We start from the raw sequence: 14,898 nt of genomic DNA on the forward strand, positions 1-14,898 counted from the left end.
CAAAGCCCGTTATTAGGGAGAGCGTGCCGAAGGGGTCGTAGCGGCTTGCCCGCCGGAGTGCCCCTCGGTGCGCTAGGCCCGGGTATCTCGGATTCAAAGACAACTTTGTCATCAAACTCAAATGGCTCGATATGCCGAGCCATTTTTCCATTGAACCTTACTTACGTAGCGCTTTCACCTGCTCGGCCGTCACATCCGCCGGCAACCCGCCCCAGGTCACACGCAGGTAGTTCACCAGTTCCGCCACCTGTGCATCATCGAGACGTTCGCCAAAGGCCGGCATGCTCTGCATGCTTTCGCCGTTAGGGAATTGCTGGGCCGGTAAACCGTCCAGTATCGAGACAATCAGGTTTTTAGCGTCCGGCTGGCGCAGCGTAGCGTTATCACGCATCGCGACCGCCACATGAGGCTTACCCTGGCCTTCACGCGCATGGCAACCGGAGCACTGATCCTGATAGCTGATGCGCCCGGCATCGCTGCCCTGACCGATTTTAACCGGCACAGCCGCCGGCGGCTGTTCACCCATCAGATAGGTCGCCAGCGCCTGACCATCTTCCGGCGTCAAATGACGGGTGCTGAGACTCACCACCATATGCATCTCACTAAAGGCGGAACCCTGCGGTGCCAGGCCGGTCGAGAGGAAGCGGTTCAGATCGTCCGGCGTCCAGCCGCGCTGCGCCAACCCGTACGGGGTGATGTCCGGTGCCATAAAGCGTCCAAGATCACCGCCCTGCATAGGTTTGGCCAGATTCATTTGACCCAGCATACCGCGCGGCGTGTGGCATTCCCCACAGTGGCCCAGCGTATCCGCCAGATAACGGCCGCGTTGCCACTGCGCCGAATCACCCTGCGAACTGACCGGCAGCGGATCCTGACTACGGAACAACAGATTCCAGCCAATCAGCGCCATGCGCTGGTTAAACGGGAACGGCATGGCGTTTTCCGGAATGGCAACATCCACCGCCGGACGGGTCATCAGATAGGCATAGATATCATCGGCATCCTGACGCGACATCCCTTTATACGAGGTATAAGGCATGGCCGGATACAGATGACGACCGCCCGGTGCCACGCCCTGGGTCACCGCCAGGAAGAAATCGTCCTTGGTCCAGCGGCCGATCCCCTGATCGACCGAAGGAGTCAGGTTACTGCCATAGATAGTGCCGAACGGCGTATCCAGCGGATACCCCCCTGCCATTGGCGCGCCACCGCTGGCGGTATGACAGGCAGCGCAGTCGGCGGCCTGAGCCAGATAGCGGCCACGGGCAACCTGTTCGGTACTGGCGGTTACCTGCTGTACCGGGCCGTCGTAATGGCGATTTTCACGCCACCACAGCACGGCGATGACGATAATCACCACCAGCAGGATCAGCAGTGCGAGACGTTTTTTCATTGTGCCGTCTCCTTCACCAGGCCAGGGGTTTTCAGCACTACGTCGCGTACCGCTTCGTAGTAACGCACATAGCCGGTACAGCGGCAGATATGGCTGTCCAGCGCCTGTTCAATCGCGCTTTCCAGTTGATCGCGGGCAATCGGCTCGCGCTTGAGCTTCTCGACAAAAATAGTGGCGGCGTTAACAAAGCCCGGCGTGCAGTAACCGCACTGGAAACTGTAATGCTCCAGGAAAGCCTGCTGGATCGGCGAAAGCTCGACCACTTCTCCCTGATCATCCACCTTGGCGTGGCCTTCGACGGTACGCACTTTCTTGCCGCTGAAGAAATGCGCGCCGGTGATACAGGTGCGCACTTCCTCACTGGTGCCGCTCGGGTGATCGACAATCGCCACGCAGGCGTGGCAGATCCCCTGACCGCAGCCAAGACGCGAACCGGTCAGGTCGAGATATTCGTGCAGGAAGTCGATCATCATCAGCCCTTCCGGTACTTCGATCGGGCCGTACTGCTTTTCATTGATGGTCAGGGAAATCGGCTGGGTTTTAATGCTCATTGTAATACCTCACGAATATTTTCTGCACGAACGGGCAAATCACGGAAACGGTGGCCGGTAGCGTCGGCGATAGCGTTAACCAGTGCCGCAACTACCGGGATCATCACCACTTCGGCCATGCCTTTGGGTGGATCGGTTTCCGACAGCGCGGGCAGGATGTCATCGGTCTGTTTCCAGACCGCCACATCGCTGGCGCGCGGCAGATGGTAACGGTTAAAGTTCCAGGTACCGTTACCAGGCCCGTCTTCGTACAGCGGTAAATATTCGTGCAGTGCATGGCCAATCCCCATTGCCAGGCCGCCCTGCAATTGGCCGGAAACCAGCTCTGGCACAATCAGATTGCCGCACTCCATGATTGAATGGTGGTTCAGCAGCTCCACCTGACCGGTAGCGATATCCACCGCCACTTCCGCCAGGGTACCGACGGCGCTGTAATAGGTGACCGCCGCGTTATTGCGTTGGGTCGGTGGATAGTAGGCCTGGCTGCGCGACAAGGTTTTAAACTCGCCATTGGCATTGCGCACCGCCAGCCCGTCAATCGGCAGACGCTCGCTTTTACCGCTCAGGGTGAAGTCCGCCTCGGCCCACTGCCAGCGGTTAAATACGTGTACCGCCGCACCGGTGATACCGCCCATCTGGTAGGCTTGTTTCGCCAGCCGCTCCAGGCTCAGCACTTCCATGCCGGCCGCGGTCAGCCCGCCTTCCACCCAACGTGCGTCTTCTCTGCGCACCACTAATGGTGCTGCCTGGCCGCCACCGGGGCCGGATTGCCAAATGGCCATCGCCGCCGGCCACAGGCCGTGATCGAATATCAGACGCGCCGCTTCGCGCGTGCTGTGGGAGAAGTAATACGCCGAGTTGCTGGCACTGGACGGTGAGCAATAGCTTGGCGTCCAGGCCGGGTTGGCTTGCAACTTGTCCTGTTCGGCCTGCGACATAATGTAAGGATCGCCGCTGGTGACCATCGGCAGTACCGACCAGTCGGTCACCGAGAAGTGCGCCTCATCCGCCGGTTTGCCCAGCCACTGTGCGCACAGCACCGATTGTGAGGTCGACATGCCGGTTCCCATCTCGGCACCGCTGTGATGCAGCATGATGCGCCCATCTTCCCCCAGCTCGACGCGAGCGAACGAGGTCTCGGCCCCGGTGCCGAAGTCTTTTTGCACGCAGCCAAAGCCGACGCCATAGCGTTTGCCCGGGTGCCGGCTCTCAAACTCCGCCTTCCGCTGGGCACGTTGCAACCACATCTCATGCTTCGCTGCCTTTTCCAGCACTTCATCGGCACGAATTGCCCCGGCCGGGATAGCGCCCTGGGTATTTTTCATGCCGGATTTGAGTACGTTGCGCAAACGGAACTCGATCGGGTCGATCTTCAGCTCGGCAGCCAGTTCATCCACCATCATCTCGGTAGCGGCCATGCTTTGCAGCGTGCCGTAGCCACGAGCAGATCCGGCATCAATGGCGCGCGAAGCCAGCCCCACCGCCGACAAATCGCTTTTCGGGAAGTAGTAAATCGACTGTGCCGCCGTCGCCGCTACCATCACCACCGACGGCGTAAAGTTGCTGCGACCACCGCCGTCTGCCGTCATCTCGCCGTGGAATGATTGCAGTACGCCGGTTTGACGGTTGACCGCAATACGGTAATTCATATCGAAGGCATGGCGCTTCAGCGCCGTCTGGAACTGTTCGAAACGGTCATTGGCCAGGCGTACCGGGTGCCCGTCACCGTACATCGCCGCCACCGCACCGTAGTACGGGAAGTTAAAGTGATCTTTCGAACCGTAACCGACGGTGTAGCACGGGTGTAAAATCAGCTGTTTCACCGGCGGATTGTGTTTGGCCAACATGCGAGGCATTTCGTCGGCCACTTCCTGCGGTGACTGGGTAGGCACCACCAGATGCAGGGTCTGCGTCGTGGCATCGTACCAGCCGTTGGCGTTATCCGGCTCCAGCGCCGAAGTATCGACGGATTGCGTAGTATAGCGACGCGACATCACCAGCCAGTCTTCCGGCGGCGTTTGCAGCTCATTGGCTATCATGCCGGCGTAATACATCCCTTCCTGATCCAGCTTGCCGCCCTCGCGACCTTCCGGCCAGACCGGCAGGTGTTTCTTCATCGATACCGGGAAAATCGGCGTGTCTTTCAGGCTGGAGAAGCGATCGTCGTCGAACGGCTTATCGCCCCCCACGCGCACATAGCGGAAAGTGCCCCAGGGATCCCGCTCCAGCGGGCCGGTTTCCGCCCCGTACCTGAGAGTTTCCTCACGGAATTTCAGCTTGTCTTTGGCAAAGCGGAAACGGGCGAAATCGTGATAAATCAGAATTGCCACCGCCTGGCCAAGATAGGCCGGAGTTTTGCCGATCGGCAGCAGCATGTCGTCGCCGTAGAACGCCGGGAAGGCCAGGCCGTCACGCGCCAGATCCTCTGCCGTGACCAGCCGGTCGGGCTGCAGATCGTCTCCCAGCAACGAGAGATCGATGCCCTCGAACAGCCGGTCGGCCTTGGTGACGCGTAAAATAAAGGCGTGCGCCTGTTGTTGCGGCCAGTGCGGCATATCGACCGCGCGAATGTCGCGGGCGAACACCTTTTGCCCCATCACCTTGGCACGACCATCGATGCGAAAGCGAATACGCTTTTCATGGGCATCCCAGTTTGGGGACTGAAGGATTTTTTGCTCAAACAGCGCGGCATAAGCACGGCTGTACAGTGGCGCGAGGTACACGGATACCCCCGCAATCACGGCGCTTTTGATAAAGCGGCGCCGCGACGGGCTAAAATTGCTCATAAAAAGTCCTTTGCTTCTTTATTGTATTTTTGTATTCAGCGGTGGTGTTGCGCAAACGCTGACGACCTTGCCGTAGACGTCATAAGCATATGCTTATAACTAAAATTATGTGATGATTAACATGCTGTTTTCAAGAAAAACACATCTCAAGAACACATATTTTTAGTAAGGTAATAATAAGTTGCGCAAATTCGGGCGGGTAAGATGACAACGGGCATAGTGATCGCCGCTGCCGGACGTGGAGAGCGTTTCTCTCTGGCCGGGGGCGAAGGCAATAAATTGAATGCCGAGTTTGCGGATAATTCTGGTCAGCAACGCTCGATATTTGAACAAACGCTGCGTCAGGCGCTGGCCTCTGATCTGCCGGTATGGGTGGTCACCCGCCCGGACAATCTTCTGGTACAGCAGGTCTGCGCGGCCTATCAGGTTCCGGTCACGCTACTGGCAAGCTCTGGCCTCGGAGAATCGATCGCCGCCGGCGTTAACGCCACCCCGCACTGGCAAGGCTGGCTGATCCATTTAGCGGATATGCCCTTCGTTACGCCGACGGTTTTCCGGCAGGTGGCGGCCGCCCTACGGCAACACGCCATCGTCCGCCCCGCTTTCCAGCAGCAGCCGGGCCACCCGGTCGGGTTTTCCGCCATTTTGCGCAAACAACTGGGCCAATTGCGCGGTGATAATGGCGCACGTGAGCTGCTTAAAGGGCAGCCAGTGTTCCTGCTTTCTCTTGAAACGTCCGAAGTGGTGCAGGATATTGATCTTCCGTCACAGCTACCGGCCAGCGAGTAAATCATCTATGCAACATCTCGATATCACCGTGGTCAACCAGGCGATAAGCTGGCTGAAGCAACAACCGGTGTGGCTGTGCACCGTACTGAACACCTACGGCTCCTCACCGCGATCGCCAGGAGCGCTGCTGGTGGCCACCCAGGATGGGCATTACTGTGGTTCGCTGTCGGGTGGCTGCGTGGAAGAGGATTTTCTGCGGCGCGTGGCGGCCGGGGAATATCAGGCGGCCAGCCAGGTGATCCGTTATGGTGAAGGGGGTCTGGAGCCGAATGTAGCACTGCCGTGCGGCGGCGTACTGGAAGTGCTGATCGAATCCCTGCCAGCCGGTGACGACAGTATTGCCTATCTGACAAAAATTGCCGGTGCACTGAACGGACACCACGCGCTGGTCAAACGCCTGACCTTGCCCGATGCCTGTACCAGCCTGACATTGACCGATTTCGCCAGCGCCACCCAGGTGGAACGTCGTGGTCCGCAGGTCACTCTGCATATCGCCGCGGCACCGCGTTTGTTGATCGCCGGGCTGTCCAGCGTAGCGCTGTACTGCGCCGATTTCGCCAGCTCACTGGGCTTTGAAGTGTTGGTTTGTGAGAATCGGCCGGAGGCGCTGGATAATTTCGCCCCTCAGCTCAGAGGCAACGTCACATTGTTGCGCCAGTTCCCGGCCAAGTTTATTGAAGACGGCGGCTGCCACGCCAATACGGCGATTGTGGCGCTGACCCACGATCCGCGCATGGACGATTTGACGCTGATGGAAGCGATCCACACCCCGGCATTTTACATCGGTGCCATGGGGTCATTGCGCAACAGCGCGCGCCGCCGCCAGCGTCTGCAGCAGATTGCCGAATTCAGCCCACAGGAACTGGAACGTATTCATGCCCCGATCGGGTTGCCACTCGGCAGTAAAACCCCGGCGGAAATCGCGCTGGCGGTAATGGCGGATATCGTGCAGCAGAAAAACCGCACTACCGCGGTCCGATCGGTCAACCAATTGGAGTCACTGGCACCAGATGCTGGAGCTCAAGCTGCAACTCCTCCCGCTCGTTCAGCGAATAGTTGAACATCGTCAGGTCTGGCCCTACTCTGCGGGCCAGGCCCAATTCCGGTAGTGCCTGGGTGTAAATCTGCACCACATGGTCGTGCAAGGCCACCGGCTTGCCGGAGTAACAAAAGCGGCAATAATCGCCGTGAATTTCCGGCCATGGCTCAAGCCCGGCGGCATCACTGGTCGGGCAGTCCTCGGCAACGCCAAGCGCATATTCCACTCTGACCTGCTCTCCATCAGGAATAAACTGGGTCAATGCATAGGTCAACGCCGGCCGGCTGGCCACCGAGTGATAGAACTGCTCTCTGATTTTGCTGCGAATGTGCAAATGCGACTTATCCAAATCGGCAATATCGAGGTGGTAAGCGTAACTTTTCCCCTTGATCGCATACTGCCCTTTGGCCACCTTGATGCGGTCAACCTGAATATCACCAGGATGGTTGGCTGACAGCGAACGAACCAGATGACTGAAGTCCTGCTTGCGGGCATGACGATAGACGCTGGGAGATTCGGCAAAGTGCTTTTTGAAGCAGCGGGAAAAGGTTTGCTGGTTATCAAATTGATATTCAATGGAAATATCAAGAATGGTTTTTTGCGTAAAGCGCAAGGCGAAAGCGGCGAGATACAAACGGCGGGCGCGAATATAGGAGGCCAGCGACAGACCGGTCTGCGTCTTGAACATTCGCTGCAGATACCATTTCGAGTAGCCTGATTTGGCAGAAACGATATCCAATGATAGCGGGTTGGTCAGGTTGTCTTCAATCCAGACCAGTAGTTCCCTGATATGATTTTCTTGCGTTTCCATGTAGTTGCCGAGCCTTCTGTGCCAAATATGCCTTTATTCGTGTATTACTGCTGCGCACGTAGGGTATACAGGTTAAAACGCGGCGTCCAGCGGGCTACAGGACTTTACACAGGGCCAGAGCAAGCCTGAAACTTGCCGCCCGAAAGCGGACGGCAAGTATTGACGAAAGTTATTTCACACAGCGTGAACACTGACCGGCCTGGATCTTCTGGAAGAAGTCATTGCCTTTATCATCCACCAGAATGAACGCCGGGAAATCTTCCACTTCGATTTTCCAGATGGCTTCCATCCCCAGTTCAGGGTATTCGACGCAGGTCAGGCTTTTAATGCTTTGTTGCGCCAGCACCGCCGCCGGGCCACCAATACTGCCGAGGTAAAAACCGCCGTGTTTGTGGCAGGCGTCGGTCACTTGCTGGCTGCGGTTGCCTTTGGCCAACATGATCATGCTGCCGCCGTGGGACTGCAGCAGGTCAACGTAAGAGTCCATACGCCCGGCGGTGGTTGGCCCCAGAGAACCGGAGGCGTAACCGTCCGGCGTTTTGGCCGGGCCGGCGTAGTAAATTGGATGATCCTTAACGTACTGCGGCAGACCTTCGCCGTTGTCCAGCCGCTCTTTCAGCTTGGCGTGGGCGATGTCACGCCCCACGATGATGGTGCCACTCAGCGACAAACGGGTAGACACCGGGAATTGCGACAGCTGCTTGAGGATATCGGCCATTGGGCGGTTGAGGTCAATCTTGACGGCTTCGCCTTCCCCCGCCTGACGCAGTTCTTGCGGAATAAACTTGCCCGGATTGTGCTCCAGCTTCTCCAGCCAGATGCCGTCACGGTTGATCTTGCCCTTGATGTTACGGTCAGCGGAGCAGGAAACGCCCATACCTACCGGACAGGAAGCACCATGGCGCGGCAGACGCACCACGCGAATGTCGTGCGCAAAGTATTTGCCGCCAAACTGCGCGCCCAACCCCAAATTCTGCGCTTCTTTGAGTAACTCTTCTTCCAGCGCTACGTCGCGGAATGCCTGACCGTACTCATTGCCTTCGGTCGGCAGGCCGTCATAGTACTTGGTCGAGGCCAGTTTGACGGTTTTCAACGTCGCTTCGGCCGAGGTACCACCGATAACGAATGCCACGTGGTAAGGCGGGCAGGCCGCGGTACCCAACGTACGCATTTTCTCGACCAGATAATCCTTCAGCTTGCCTGGGGACAGCAGCGCCTTGGTTTCCTGGTAAAGATAGGTCTTATTGGCTGAACCACCGCCCTTGGCGATACACAGGAACTTGTATTCTTCACCGTCAACGCTGTAGAGGTCGATCTGCGCCGGCAGGTTGCTGCCGGTGTTGACCTCGTTGTACATATCCAGCGCGGCGTTTTGCGAATAGCGCAGGTTGTCTTCGATAAAGGTGTTGTACACCCCACGCGACAATGCCGCTTCGTCACCGCCGCCGGTCCAGACACGCTGGCCTTTTTTGCCGACGATGATGGCGGTCCCGGTATCCTGACAGGTCGGTAAAATACCCTTGGCGGCGATTTCTGAGTTACGTAAAAATTGCAGCGCAACGTACTTGTCGTTTTCGCTGGCGTCCGGATCCTTAAGGATATCGGCCACCTGCTGCTGATGCGCCGGGCGCAGCATGAATGAGGCGTCATGGAATGCATGTTGAGCAAGGAGGGTTAACGCTTCGGGGGCTACTTTCAGCACTTCCTGGCCTTCAAACTCACTCACGGAAACGTGGTCACGGCTCAACAGATAGTATTCAGTATCGTCTTTCTTCAGTGGGAACGGATCTTGATAATGGAACGGTTTATTCGACATTAATCTCTCACTTGCAACATCAGCTGCGTTAAATTCACACTTACTCAGCCAGCTCGGGGCAGGCCGCGTCAAAAAACTCCCCACACCTTACGTATTTTTAATCAGTCGGTTATTGCGCTAAATCGCATAACTCCCTCTGATTTGTAGGGGCGCTGTATACTGCGCCCGCGTTAATCGGGACGAATATATTCGTCCCCTACAGGCAGGGACTCAGCATGTACGGTTCATTATCCCGCAGTTAACACAATGATTACAATCCATCAGCGTCGATCGGGTTATCAATGCGGTGAAAAACCTGCCTGGTAAACCCCTGACAAATTAGCTTTGCCTCTTATTGCCAGCCGGCGCGCCTTTGCTTAAGCTAGCCACAATGAACAAAGCAAGAATCCCCATTGCGCTGCAACAGGCGGTGATGCGCTGTCTGCGAGAAAAACTGCAGCTGGCCCGTCAGCATTTTTCCGTCGAGTTCCCTGAGCCAAAAATCCTTTACCAGCAACGCGGAACCAGCGCGGGCACCGCCTGGCTGCAAGCCTGGGAAATCCGGCTGAATCCGGTGTTGCTGATGGAAAATCAGCAGCCGTTTATCGATGAAGTGGTACCGCATGAACTGGCTCACCTGCTGGTATTTCGCCAGTTTGGCCGCGTGCCACCACACGGCAACGAATGGCGCTGGATGATGGAAAGCGTATTACAGGTACCGGCCAGCCGTACTCATCAGTTTGAGATTGCCTCGGTGCAGAGCAAAACCTACCCCTACCGCTGCGGTTGCCAACTGCACCAGCTTACCGTGCGCCGCCACAATCGGGTGATGCGCGGAGAAAGTGAATATCGCTGCCGTCAGTGTGGCGACAAACTGAAATTTTTCGCCGGCGAGCCTGTTTAGCGTAACGATTTATACGTTAAAACAAGTAAATATCGCCATTTGCTACGGCTTCAAACTTCCGCTACCCTGCCTGCTTTTCCAATTTTGAGCTGTTTTGGAATATGCTTCGCAAAATTTTATTTATGGTGGTTCTCACTGCCGGTGCCGCACAGGCGCACGGCATCAACAACTTTTCTCAGGCCAAGGCGGCTGCCGCCAAAATCAATCAGGACGCCCCCGGCTCCTTCTACTGCGGCTGCCGGATAGACTGGCAGGGTAAAAAAGGCATCCCCGATCTAAACAGTTGTGGCTACCAGGCGCGTAAAAACGCCCAACGTGCGCAACGTATCGAATGGGAACACGTGGTACCGGCCTGGCAATTCGGTCACCAATTACAGTGCTGGCAACAGGGCGGGCGCAAAAACTGCAATAAAGACGCCGGTTACCGCCAAATCGAAACCGATTTGCACAATCTGCAGCCGGCGATAGGTGAAGTGAACGGCGATCGTAATAACTTTATGTACAGCCAATGGAAAGGCGGCGAGGGCCAGTACGGCCAGTGCCCGATGAAAGTGGACTTCAAAAATAAGCAGGCCGAACCGCCTGCCCGCGCCCGCGGTACGATCGCCCGCACCTACTTCTATATGCGCGACCGTTATCAACTGCGGCTTTCACGCCAGCAGACCCAGCTTTTTGAAGTATGGGATCGCCAATACCCGGTCAACCAATGGGAATGCCTGCGCGAAGCACGCATCGCTAAGGTACAGGGTAACCATAATCCTTATGTTCAGCAGGCGTGCCAGCAACGAAAAGGCTAAATCCCCTGCGTACTTAAAACTGCAGCGGTGTTGACTGCGTAAGCGCACCCGAATCACTTACCTAAGTAAGCTCATCGGGATGCACTCACTTGCCGCCTTGCTGCAGCTTCAATTACTTTGGGTATATACTCTTTTTTTTCAAGCTGCAGCACTGATGACTGCACATGAGTCAGGATCGAATATTCATATGCGCATACCTCGCATTTATCACCCGCAGCCGTTAATCGACCATGCGGAAATCTTCTTAAGCGAAGACGCCGCCAACCATATCGGGCGTGTACTGCGCATGAACGCCGGCCAGGCGCTGCAGTTATTCGACGGCAGCAATCAGGTGTTTGACGCCGTGATCGCCCAGGTCGACAAGAAAAGCGTGCAGGTGCAGCTCAGCGCCGGCCAGCTGGAAGACCGTGAATCACCGCTCAATCTGCATCTGGGTCAGGTAATTTCTCGCGGTGAGAAAATGGAGTTCACCATTCAGAAATCCATCGAGCTGGGGGTTAACGTCATTACCCCGCTGTTTTCCGAGCGCTGCGGCGTTGCGCTTTCCGGCGAACGTCTGGCGAAAAAAATTCAGCAGTGGCAGAAGATTGCCATCGCCGCCTGCGAGCAGTGTGGCCGCAACCGCATCCCGGAAATCCGCGAGGCAATGCAGCTGGAAGCCTGGTGTGCCGAGCAGGATGGCAGCCTCAAGCTGAACCTGCACCCGCGCGCCAGCCATAGCATCAACACCCTGCCGCTACCGGTGGAACATGTCCGGTTACTGATTGGGCCGGAAGGCGGTTTATCTACAGGCGAAATTGCGATGACCACAGGCCACGGATTTACTGATATCCTGCTGGGGCCACGCGTTCTGCGTACAGAAACCACAGCGCTCACCGCAATTACCGCTTTGCAGGTACGTTTCGGCGATCTGGGTTAAAGGAGAAAAGATGATTAAGCTCGGCATCGTGATGGACCCTATCGCCTCCATCAATATCAAGAAAGACACCAGCTTCGCCATGCTGCTTGAAGCGCAGCGCCGTGGCTGGGAACTGCACTACATGGAGATGGACGATCTCTATCTGCACGCCGGTGACGGCCGCGCCCGCACCCGCCTGCTGAGCGTGAAAGAAGATAAAGAGAGCTGGTTCAGCTTTGGCAGCGAGCAGGATCTGGCGCTGCAGGATCTGGACGTGATCCTGATGCGTAAAGATCCGCCGTTCGATACCGAATACATCTACGCGACCTATATTCTCGAGCGCGCAGAGGTCAAGGGCACGCTGGTGGTCAACAAGCCGCAGAGCCTGCGTGACTGCAACGAAAAGCTGTTCACCGCCTGGTTCCCGGAACTGACGCCGGACACTTTGGTCAGCCGCAGTGCGGCGCATATCCGTAAATTCCACCAGCAGCATGGCGACATCATCCTCAAGCCGCTGGACGGCATGGGCGGCGCGTCGATTTTCCGCGTGAAGCAGGATGACCCTAACCTGTCGGTGATTATCGAAACCCTGACCGAACACGGCAGTCGTTTCTGCATGGCGCAGAACTTCATTCCGGCGATCAAGGAAGGCGATAAGCGCATTCTGGTGGTGGACGGTGAGCCGGTGCCTTACTGCCTGGCGCGTATTCCGGCCCAGGGCGAAACCCGTGGTAACCTGGCGGCCGGTGGCCGGGGCGAAGCGCGTCCGCTCAGCGAAAGCGACTGGAAAATTGCGCGCGCGGTAGCGCCAACGCTGAAAGAAAAAGGGCTGATTTTCGTTGGCCTGGACGTGATTGGCGATCGACTGACCGAAATCAACGTCACCAGCCCAACCTGTGCACGCGAAATCGAAGCGGCCTTCCCGGTGTCTATCACCGGTATGCTGATGGACGCGATCGAAAAGCGTCTGGCGGCGAAGTAATCCGCAGTGCGGGCGGCGTTGTCGCCCGCCACCCTGCCCCCGAACTGGCGCTATCGGCTTGAAAGGCGACGGGGATGGCCGCATACTGGCGGCTGTTCAACTTACCACCACTTGATTATTTTAAATAACACCATGAATTTACAGCACCATTTTCTTATCGCTATGCCATCACTTCAGGATCCTCGCTTCAAACGCTCGGTGATTTACGTCTGCGAGCACAATGAAGACGGCGCCATGGGCCTGGTGATCAATAAACCGGTGGAGCAGTTCACGGTGGAAACGGTGCTGAGCAAACTGAAGATCATGCCACAGGCGCGTGATCCGGCGATCAGCCTCGATAAACCGGTGTTTGCCGGTGGCCCGCTAGCAGACGATCGCGGTTTTATCCTGCATACGCCGCGCAAGGGTTTCGGCTCCAGCATTCAGATCTCGCCGGATACCATGATCACCACCTCGAAAGACGTGCTGGAAACGCTGGGCACCCCGGAGCAGCCGGATGACGTGCTGGTCGCGCTCGGTTATGCCGGTTGGGAAAAGGGCCAGTTAGAACAAGAAGTGCTGGAAAACGCCTGGCTGACCATTGAAGCCGACACCGACATTCTGTTCCATACGCCAATCGCCAGCCGCTGGCGTGAAGCCGCCAACCGCCTGGGCATCGACATCTGCAGCATTGCCAACCACGCAGGACACGCCTGATGACCAACCGCACCATTATCGCCTTCGACTTCGGCACCAAGAGCATTGGCGCCGCCATTGGGCAGGAACTGACTGGCAGCGCCCGCGCGCTGGCCGCCTTCAAAGCACAAGACGGTTCCCCGGACTGGCAAAAGATCGAAAAACTGCTCAAAGAGTGGCAGCCGGATCTGGTGGTGGTCGGCCTGCCGCTGAACATGGACGGCACAGAACAATTGGTGACCGAACAAGCACGCAAGTTCGCCAACCGCCTGCACGGCCGTTTTGGCGTACAGATAGCGCTGCATGATGAGCGCCTGAGTACCGTCGAAGCCCGCGCCAACCTGTTCGACCGTGGCGGCTTCCGCGCGTTGGACAAGGGCAGCGTGGACTCCGCCTCGGCGGTGGTTATTCTGGAAAGCTGGTTTGAGCGGCAGCTGGGTTAATCCCTATTCTGAGTGTCTTGCCCTCCACCAAGTAAGCCGGCGCTGATCCGCTGCTGCAGGCCCTGTTCAAAGGTCTGCATGCCGGACTGCCCGCCGGTTTGCAGCACGTTGGCCAACTGATGGATTTTGCCTTCACGGATCATGCTGCTGACCGCCGCCGTTGCCGTCAGCACCTCAAAAATCGCCACCCTGCCGCCTCCGGGCCGGCTTAACAGCTTTTGTGCAATCACCGCCTGCAGGCTCCCGGCCAGTTGGGCGCGTACATAGGGCTTTTCTTCCGCCGGAAAAACATCCACCAGCCGATCCACCGCCTGCGGCGCACTGCGGGTATGCAGCGTGGCCAGTACCAGGTGGCCGGTTTCCGCAGCGGTCAGAGCAAGGCGGATGGTGGCGGTATCGCGCAACTCCCCCAACAGGATCACATCCGGATCCTCACGCAGTGCGGCACGCAATGCGTCGTCAAAACTGTGGCTGTCGCGCCCCAACTCCCGCTGCTGAATCAAACACTGCCTGCTGCGGTGGATAAACTCAATCGGATCCTCCAACGTGAGGATATGCCGCCGCTGGTGCTGATTGATGTCGTCAATCATCGCCGCCAAGGTAGTGGATTTACCGCTGCCGGTCGCGCCGGTCACCAGAATCAGGCCGTCTTCACGTCGCACCAACGCAGGGATAATATCTGGCGCCGCCAATGCTGCCAGAGTCGGACATTGGCCCGCTATCAGCCGCAATGCAACGGAGACGCCCAGGTTTTGCAGAAAAAAATTGGCGCGCAACCGGATATCACCCGGTAGCGAAAGCGCCAGATCCAACTGCCCTTGTTGTTGTAACTGCTGTCGTTGTAACGGCTGCAGCACGCCGTTGCACAGCAGTTGCATTCTGGCTTCGCTCAGTATTTCCGCCCCTTCCAGCGGCTGAAGTTCACCATCAATGCGCAACATCGGCCGATGACCGGTACAAAGGTGCAGATCGGAAGCATTATGCTTTACACTAAGGGCCACGAATTCATCGATATCCATATCAATCTCCTGGGTC

Annotated in this window: 14 protein-coding genes; 8 read left to right on the forward strand and 6 right to left on the reverse strand. The window is 57.3% G+C overall.

Translation table 11 applies throughout. From position 1 onward, the window contains the following. Nucleotides 1-157: 157 nt before the first annotated feature. Genes ACNT1W_RS22495 through ACNT1W_RS22505 form a run of 3 tightly spaced genes read right to left on the reverse strand, consistent with a single transcriptional unit; the run spans nucleotide 158 to nucleotide 4,730 of the window. Nucleotides 158-1,393 carry a c-type cytochrome gene (locus ACNT1W_RS22495; RefSeq protein ID WP_419246157.1) on the reverse strand — a complete coding sequence of 412 codons (1,236 nt, stop codon included), beginning with the start codon at nucleotides 1,391-1,393 and terminating at the stop codon, nucleotides 158-160. Continuing rightward, nucleotides 1,390-1,944, reverse strand: coding sequence for a (2Fe-2S)-binding protein (locus tag ACNT1W_RS22500; protein WP_012146719.1), 555 nt, complete (start codon nucleotides 1,942-1,944; stop codon nucleotides 1,390-1,392). Before ACNT1W_RS22500 ends, ACNT1W_RS22495 begins: the two co-directional genes overlap by 4 nt. Then, on the reverse strand, nucleotides 1,941-4,730 hold the full coding sequence (locus ACNT1W_RS22505) for a xanthine dehydrogenase family protein molybdopterin-binding subunit (protein WP_012146720.1): 2,790 nt from the start codon (nucleotides 4,728-4,730) through the stop codon (nucleotides 1,941-1,943). Before ACNT1W_RS22505 ends, ACNT1W_RS22500 begins: the two co-directional genes overlap by 4 nt. Before the next feature lie 204 nt (nucleotides 4,731-4,934). Here ACNT1W_RS22505 and ACNT1W_RS22510 point away from each other — a divergent pair, with 204 nt between their 5' ends. Together ACNT1W_RS22510 and ACNT1W_RS22515 are read left to right on the forward strand one after the other, a co-directional pair. Continuing rightward, nucleotides 4,935-5,519, forward strand: coding sequence for a nucleotidyltransferase family protein (locus ACNT1W_RS22510; RefSeq protein ID WP_112363508.1), 585 nt, complete (start codon nucleotides 4,935-4,937; stop codon nucleotides 5,517-5,519). Nucleotides 5,520-5,526: 7 nt separating this feature from the next. Next, a complete protein-coding gene (locus tag ACNT1W_RS22515) occupies nucleotides 5,527-6,579 on the forward strand; it encodes an XdhC family protein (protein WP_012146722.1) in 1,053 nt (350 codons plus the stop codon). Here the strand turns inward: ACNT1W_RS22515 and ACNT1W_RS22520 are convergent. Next, nucleotides 6,503-7,369, reverse strand: coding sequence for a helix-turn-helix domain-containing protein (locus tag ACNT1W_RS22520; RefSeq protein WP_115183841.1), 867 nt, complete (start codon nucleotides 7,367-7,369; stop codon nucleotides 6,503-6,505). The two genes, ACNT1W_RS22515 and ACNT1W_RS22520, sit on opposite strands and share 77 nt — an antisense overlap. A gap of 169 nt (nucleotides 7,370-7,538) precedes the next feature. Then, nucleotides 7,539-9,185, reverse strand: coding sequence for a class I fumarate hydratase FumA (gene fumA, locus ACNT1W_RS22525; protein WP_261099473.1), 1,647 nt, complete (start codon nucleotides 9,183-9,185; stop codon nucleotides 7,539-7,541). A gap of 370 nt (nucleotides 9,186-9,555) precedes the next feature. Here fumA and ACNT1W_RS22530 point away from each other — a divergent pair, with 370 nt between their 5' ends. The 6 genes from ACNT1W_RS22530 (at nucleotide 9,556) to ruvX (ending at nucleotide 13,863) form a co-directional block, all read left to right on the forward strand. Then, the gene (locus ACNT1W_RS22530; protein WP_112363511.1) at nucleotides 9,556-10,068 is read left to right on the forward strand and encodes a SprT family zinc-dependent metalloprotease; all 513 of its coding nucleotides are present in this window, start codon (nucleotides 9,556-9,558) and stop codon (nucleotides 10,066-10,068) included. A 101-nt stretch (nucleotides 10,069-10,169) separates the two neighbouring features. After that, nucleotides 10,170-10,865: a deoxyribonuclease I gene (endA, locus tag ACNT1W_RS22535; protein WP_259191716.1), complete on the forward strand. Its 696-nt coding sequence runs from the start codon at nucleotides 10,170-10,172 to the stop codon at nucleotides 10,863-10,865. 187 nt (nucleotides 10,866-11,052) lie between these two features. After that, nucleotides 11,053-11,784, forward strand: coding sequence for a 16S rRNA (uracil(1498)-N(3))-methyltransferase (rsmE, locus tag ACNT1W_RS22540; protein ID WP_115183839.1), 732 nt, complete (start codon nucleotides 11,053-11,055; stop codon nucleotides 11,782-11,784). A gap of 10 nt (nucleotides 11,785-11,794) precedes the next feature. Continuing rightward, nucleotides 11,795-12,745, forward strand: coding sequence for a glutathione synthase (gshB, locus tag ACNT1W_RS22545; RefSeq protein WP_112347374.1), 951 nt, complete (start codon nucleotides 11,795-11,797; stop codon nucleotides 12,743-12,745). 132 nt (nucleotides 12,746-12,877) lie between these two features. Beyond that, nucleotides 12,878-13,441 (forward strand): YqgE/AlgH family protein, encoded by a 564-nt coding sequence (locus ACNT1W_RS22550; RefSeq protein ID WP_012146729.1) that lies wholly within the window; start codon nucleotides 12,878-12,880, stop codon nucleotides 13,439-13,441. Further along, on the forward strand, nucleotides 13,441-13,863 hold the full coding sequence (ruvX, locus tag ACNT1W_RS22555) for a Holliday junction resolvase RuvX (protein WP_012146730.1): 423 nt from the start codon (nucleotides 13,441-13,443) through the stop codon (nucleotides 13,861-13,863). Before ACNT1W_RS22550 ends, ruvX begins: the two co-directional genes overlap by 1 nt. Here the strand turns inward: ruvX and ACNT1W_RS22560 are convergent. Continuing rightward, a complete protein-coding gene (locus ACNT1W_RS22560; RefSeq protein ID WP_419246158.1) occupies nucleotides 13,860-14,882 on the reverse strand; it encodes a type IV pilus twitching motility protein PilT in 1,023 nt (340 codons plus the stop codon). The two genes, ruvX and ACNT1W_RS22560, sit on opposite strands and share 4 nt — an antisense overlap. Nucleotides 14,883-14,898 lie beyond the last annotated feature (16 nt).

The organism is Serratia sp. NFX21, assembly GCF_048517035.1.
Classification (GTDB): Bacteria; Pseudomonadota; Gammaproteobacteria; order Enterobacterales; family Enterobacteriaceae; genus Serratia; species Serratia quinivorans.

Bases quoted from the DNA above. Each gene is read 5' to 3' on its own strand.
- ACNT1W_RS22560 (WP_419246158.1), bottom strand. From the start codon at position 14,882: ATGGATATCGATGAATTCGTGGCCCTTAGTGTAAAGCATAATGCTTCC.
- ACNT1W_RS22495 (WP_419246157.1), bottom strand. From the start codon at position 1,393: ATGAAAAAACGTCTCGCACTGCTGATCCTGCTGGTGGTGATTATCGTC.
- ACNT1W_RS22520 (WP_115183841.1), bottom strand. From the start codon at position 7,369: ATGGAAACGCAAGAAAATCATATCAGGGAACTACTGGTCTGGATTGAA.
- endA (WP_259191716.1), top strand. From the start codon at position 10,170: ATGCTTCGCAAAATTTTATTTATGGTGGTTCTCACTGCCGGTGCCGCA.
- ACNT1W_RS22530 (WP_112363511.1), top strand. From the start codon at position 9,556: ATGAACAAAGCAAGAATCCCCATTGCGCTGCAACAGGCGGTGATGCGC.
- ACNT1W_RS22500 (WP_012146719.1), bottom strand. From the start codon at position 1,944: ATGAGCATTAAAACCCAGCCGATTTCCCTGACCATCAATGAAAAGCAG.
- gshB (WP_112347374.1), top strand. From the start codon at position 11,795: ATGATTAAGCTCGGCATCGTGATGGACCCTATCGCCTCCATCAATATC.
- ACNT1W_RS22550 (WP_012146729.1), top strand. From the start codon at position 12,878: ATGAATTTACAGCACCATTTTCTTATCGCTATGCCATCACTTCAGGAT.
- ACNT1W_RS22510 (WP_112363508.1), top strand. From the start codon at position 4,935: ATGACAACGGGCATAGTGATCGCCGCTGCCGGACGTGGAGAGCGTTTC.
- rsmE (WP_115183839.1), top strand. From the start codon at position 11,053: ATGCGCATACCTCGCATTTATCACCCGCAGCCGTTAATCGACCATGCG.
- fumA (WP_261099473.1), bottom strand. From the start codon at position 9,185: ATGTCGAATAAACCGTTCCATTATCAAGATCCGTTCCCACTGAAGAAA.
- ACNT1W_RS22505 (WP_012146720.1), bottom strand. From the start codon at position 4,730: ATGAGCAATTTTAGCCCGTCGCGGCGCCGCTTTATCAAAAGCGCCGTG.
- ruvX (WP_012146730.1), top strand. From the start codon at position 13,441: ATGACCAACCGCACCATTATCGCCTTCGACTTCGGCACCAAGAGCATT.
- ACNT1W_RS22515 (WP_012146722.1), top strand. From the start codon at position 5,527: ATGCAACATCTCGATATCACCGTGGTCAACCAGGCGATAAGCTGGCTG.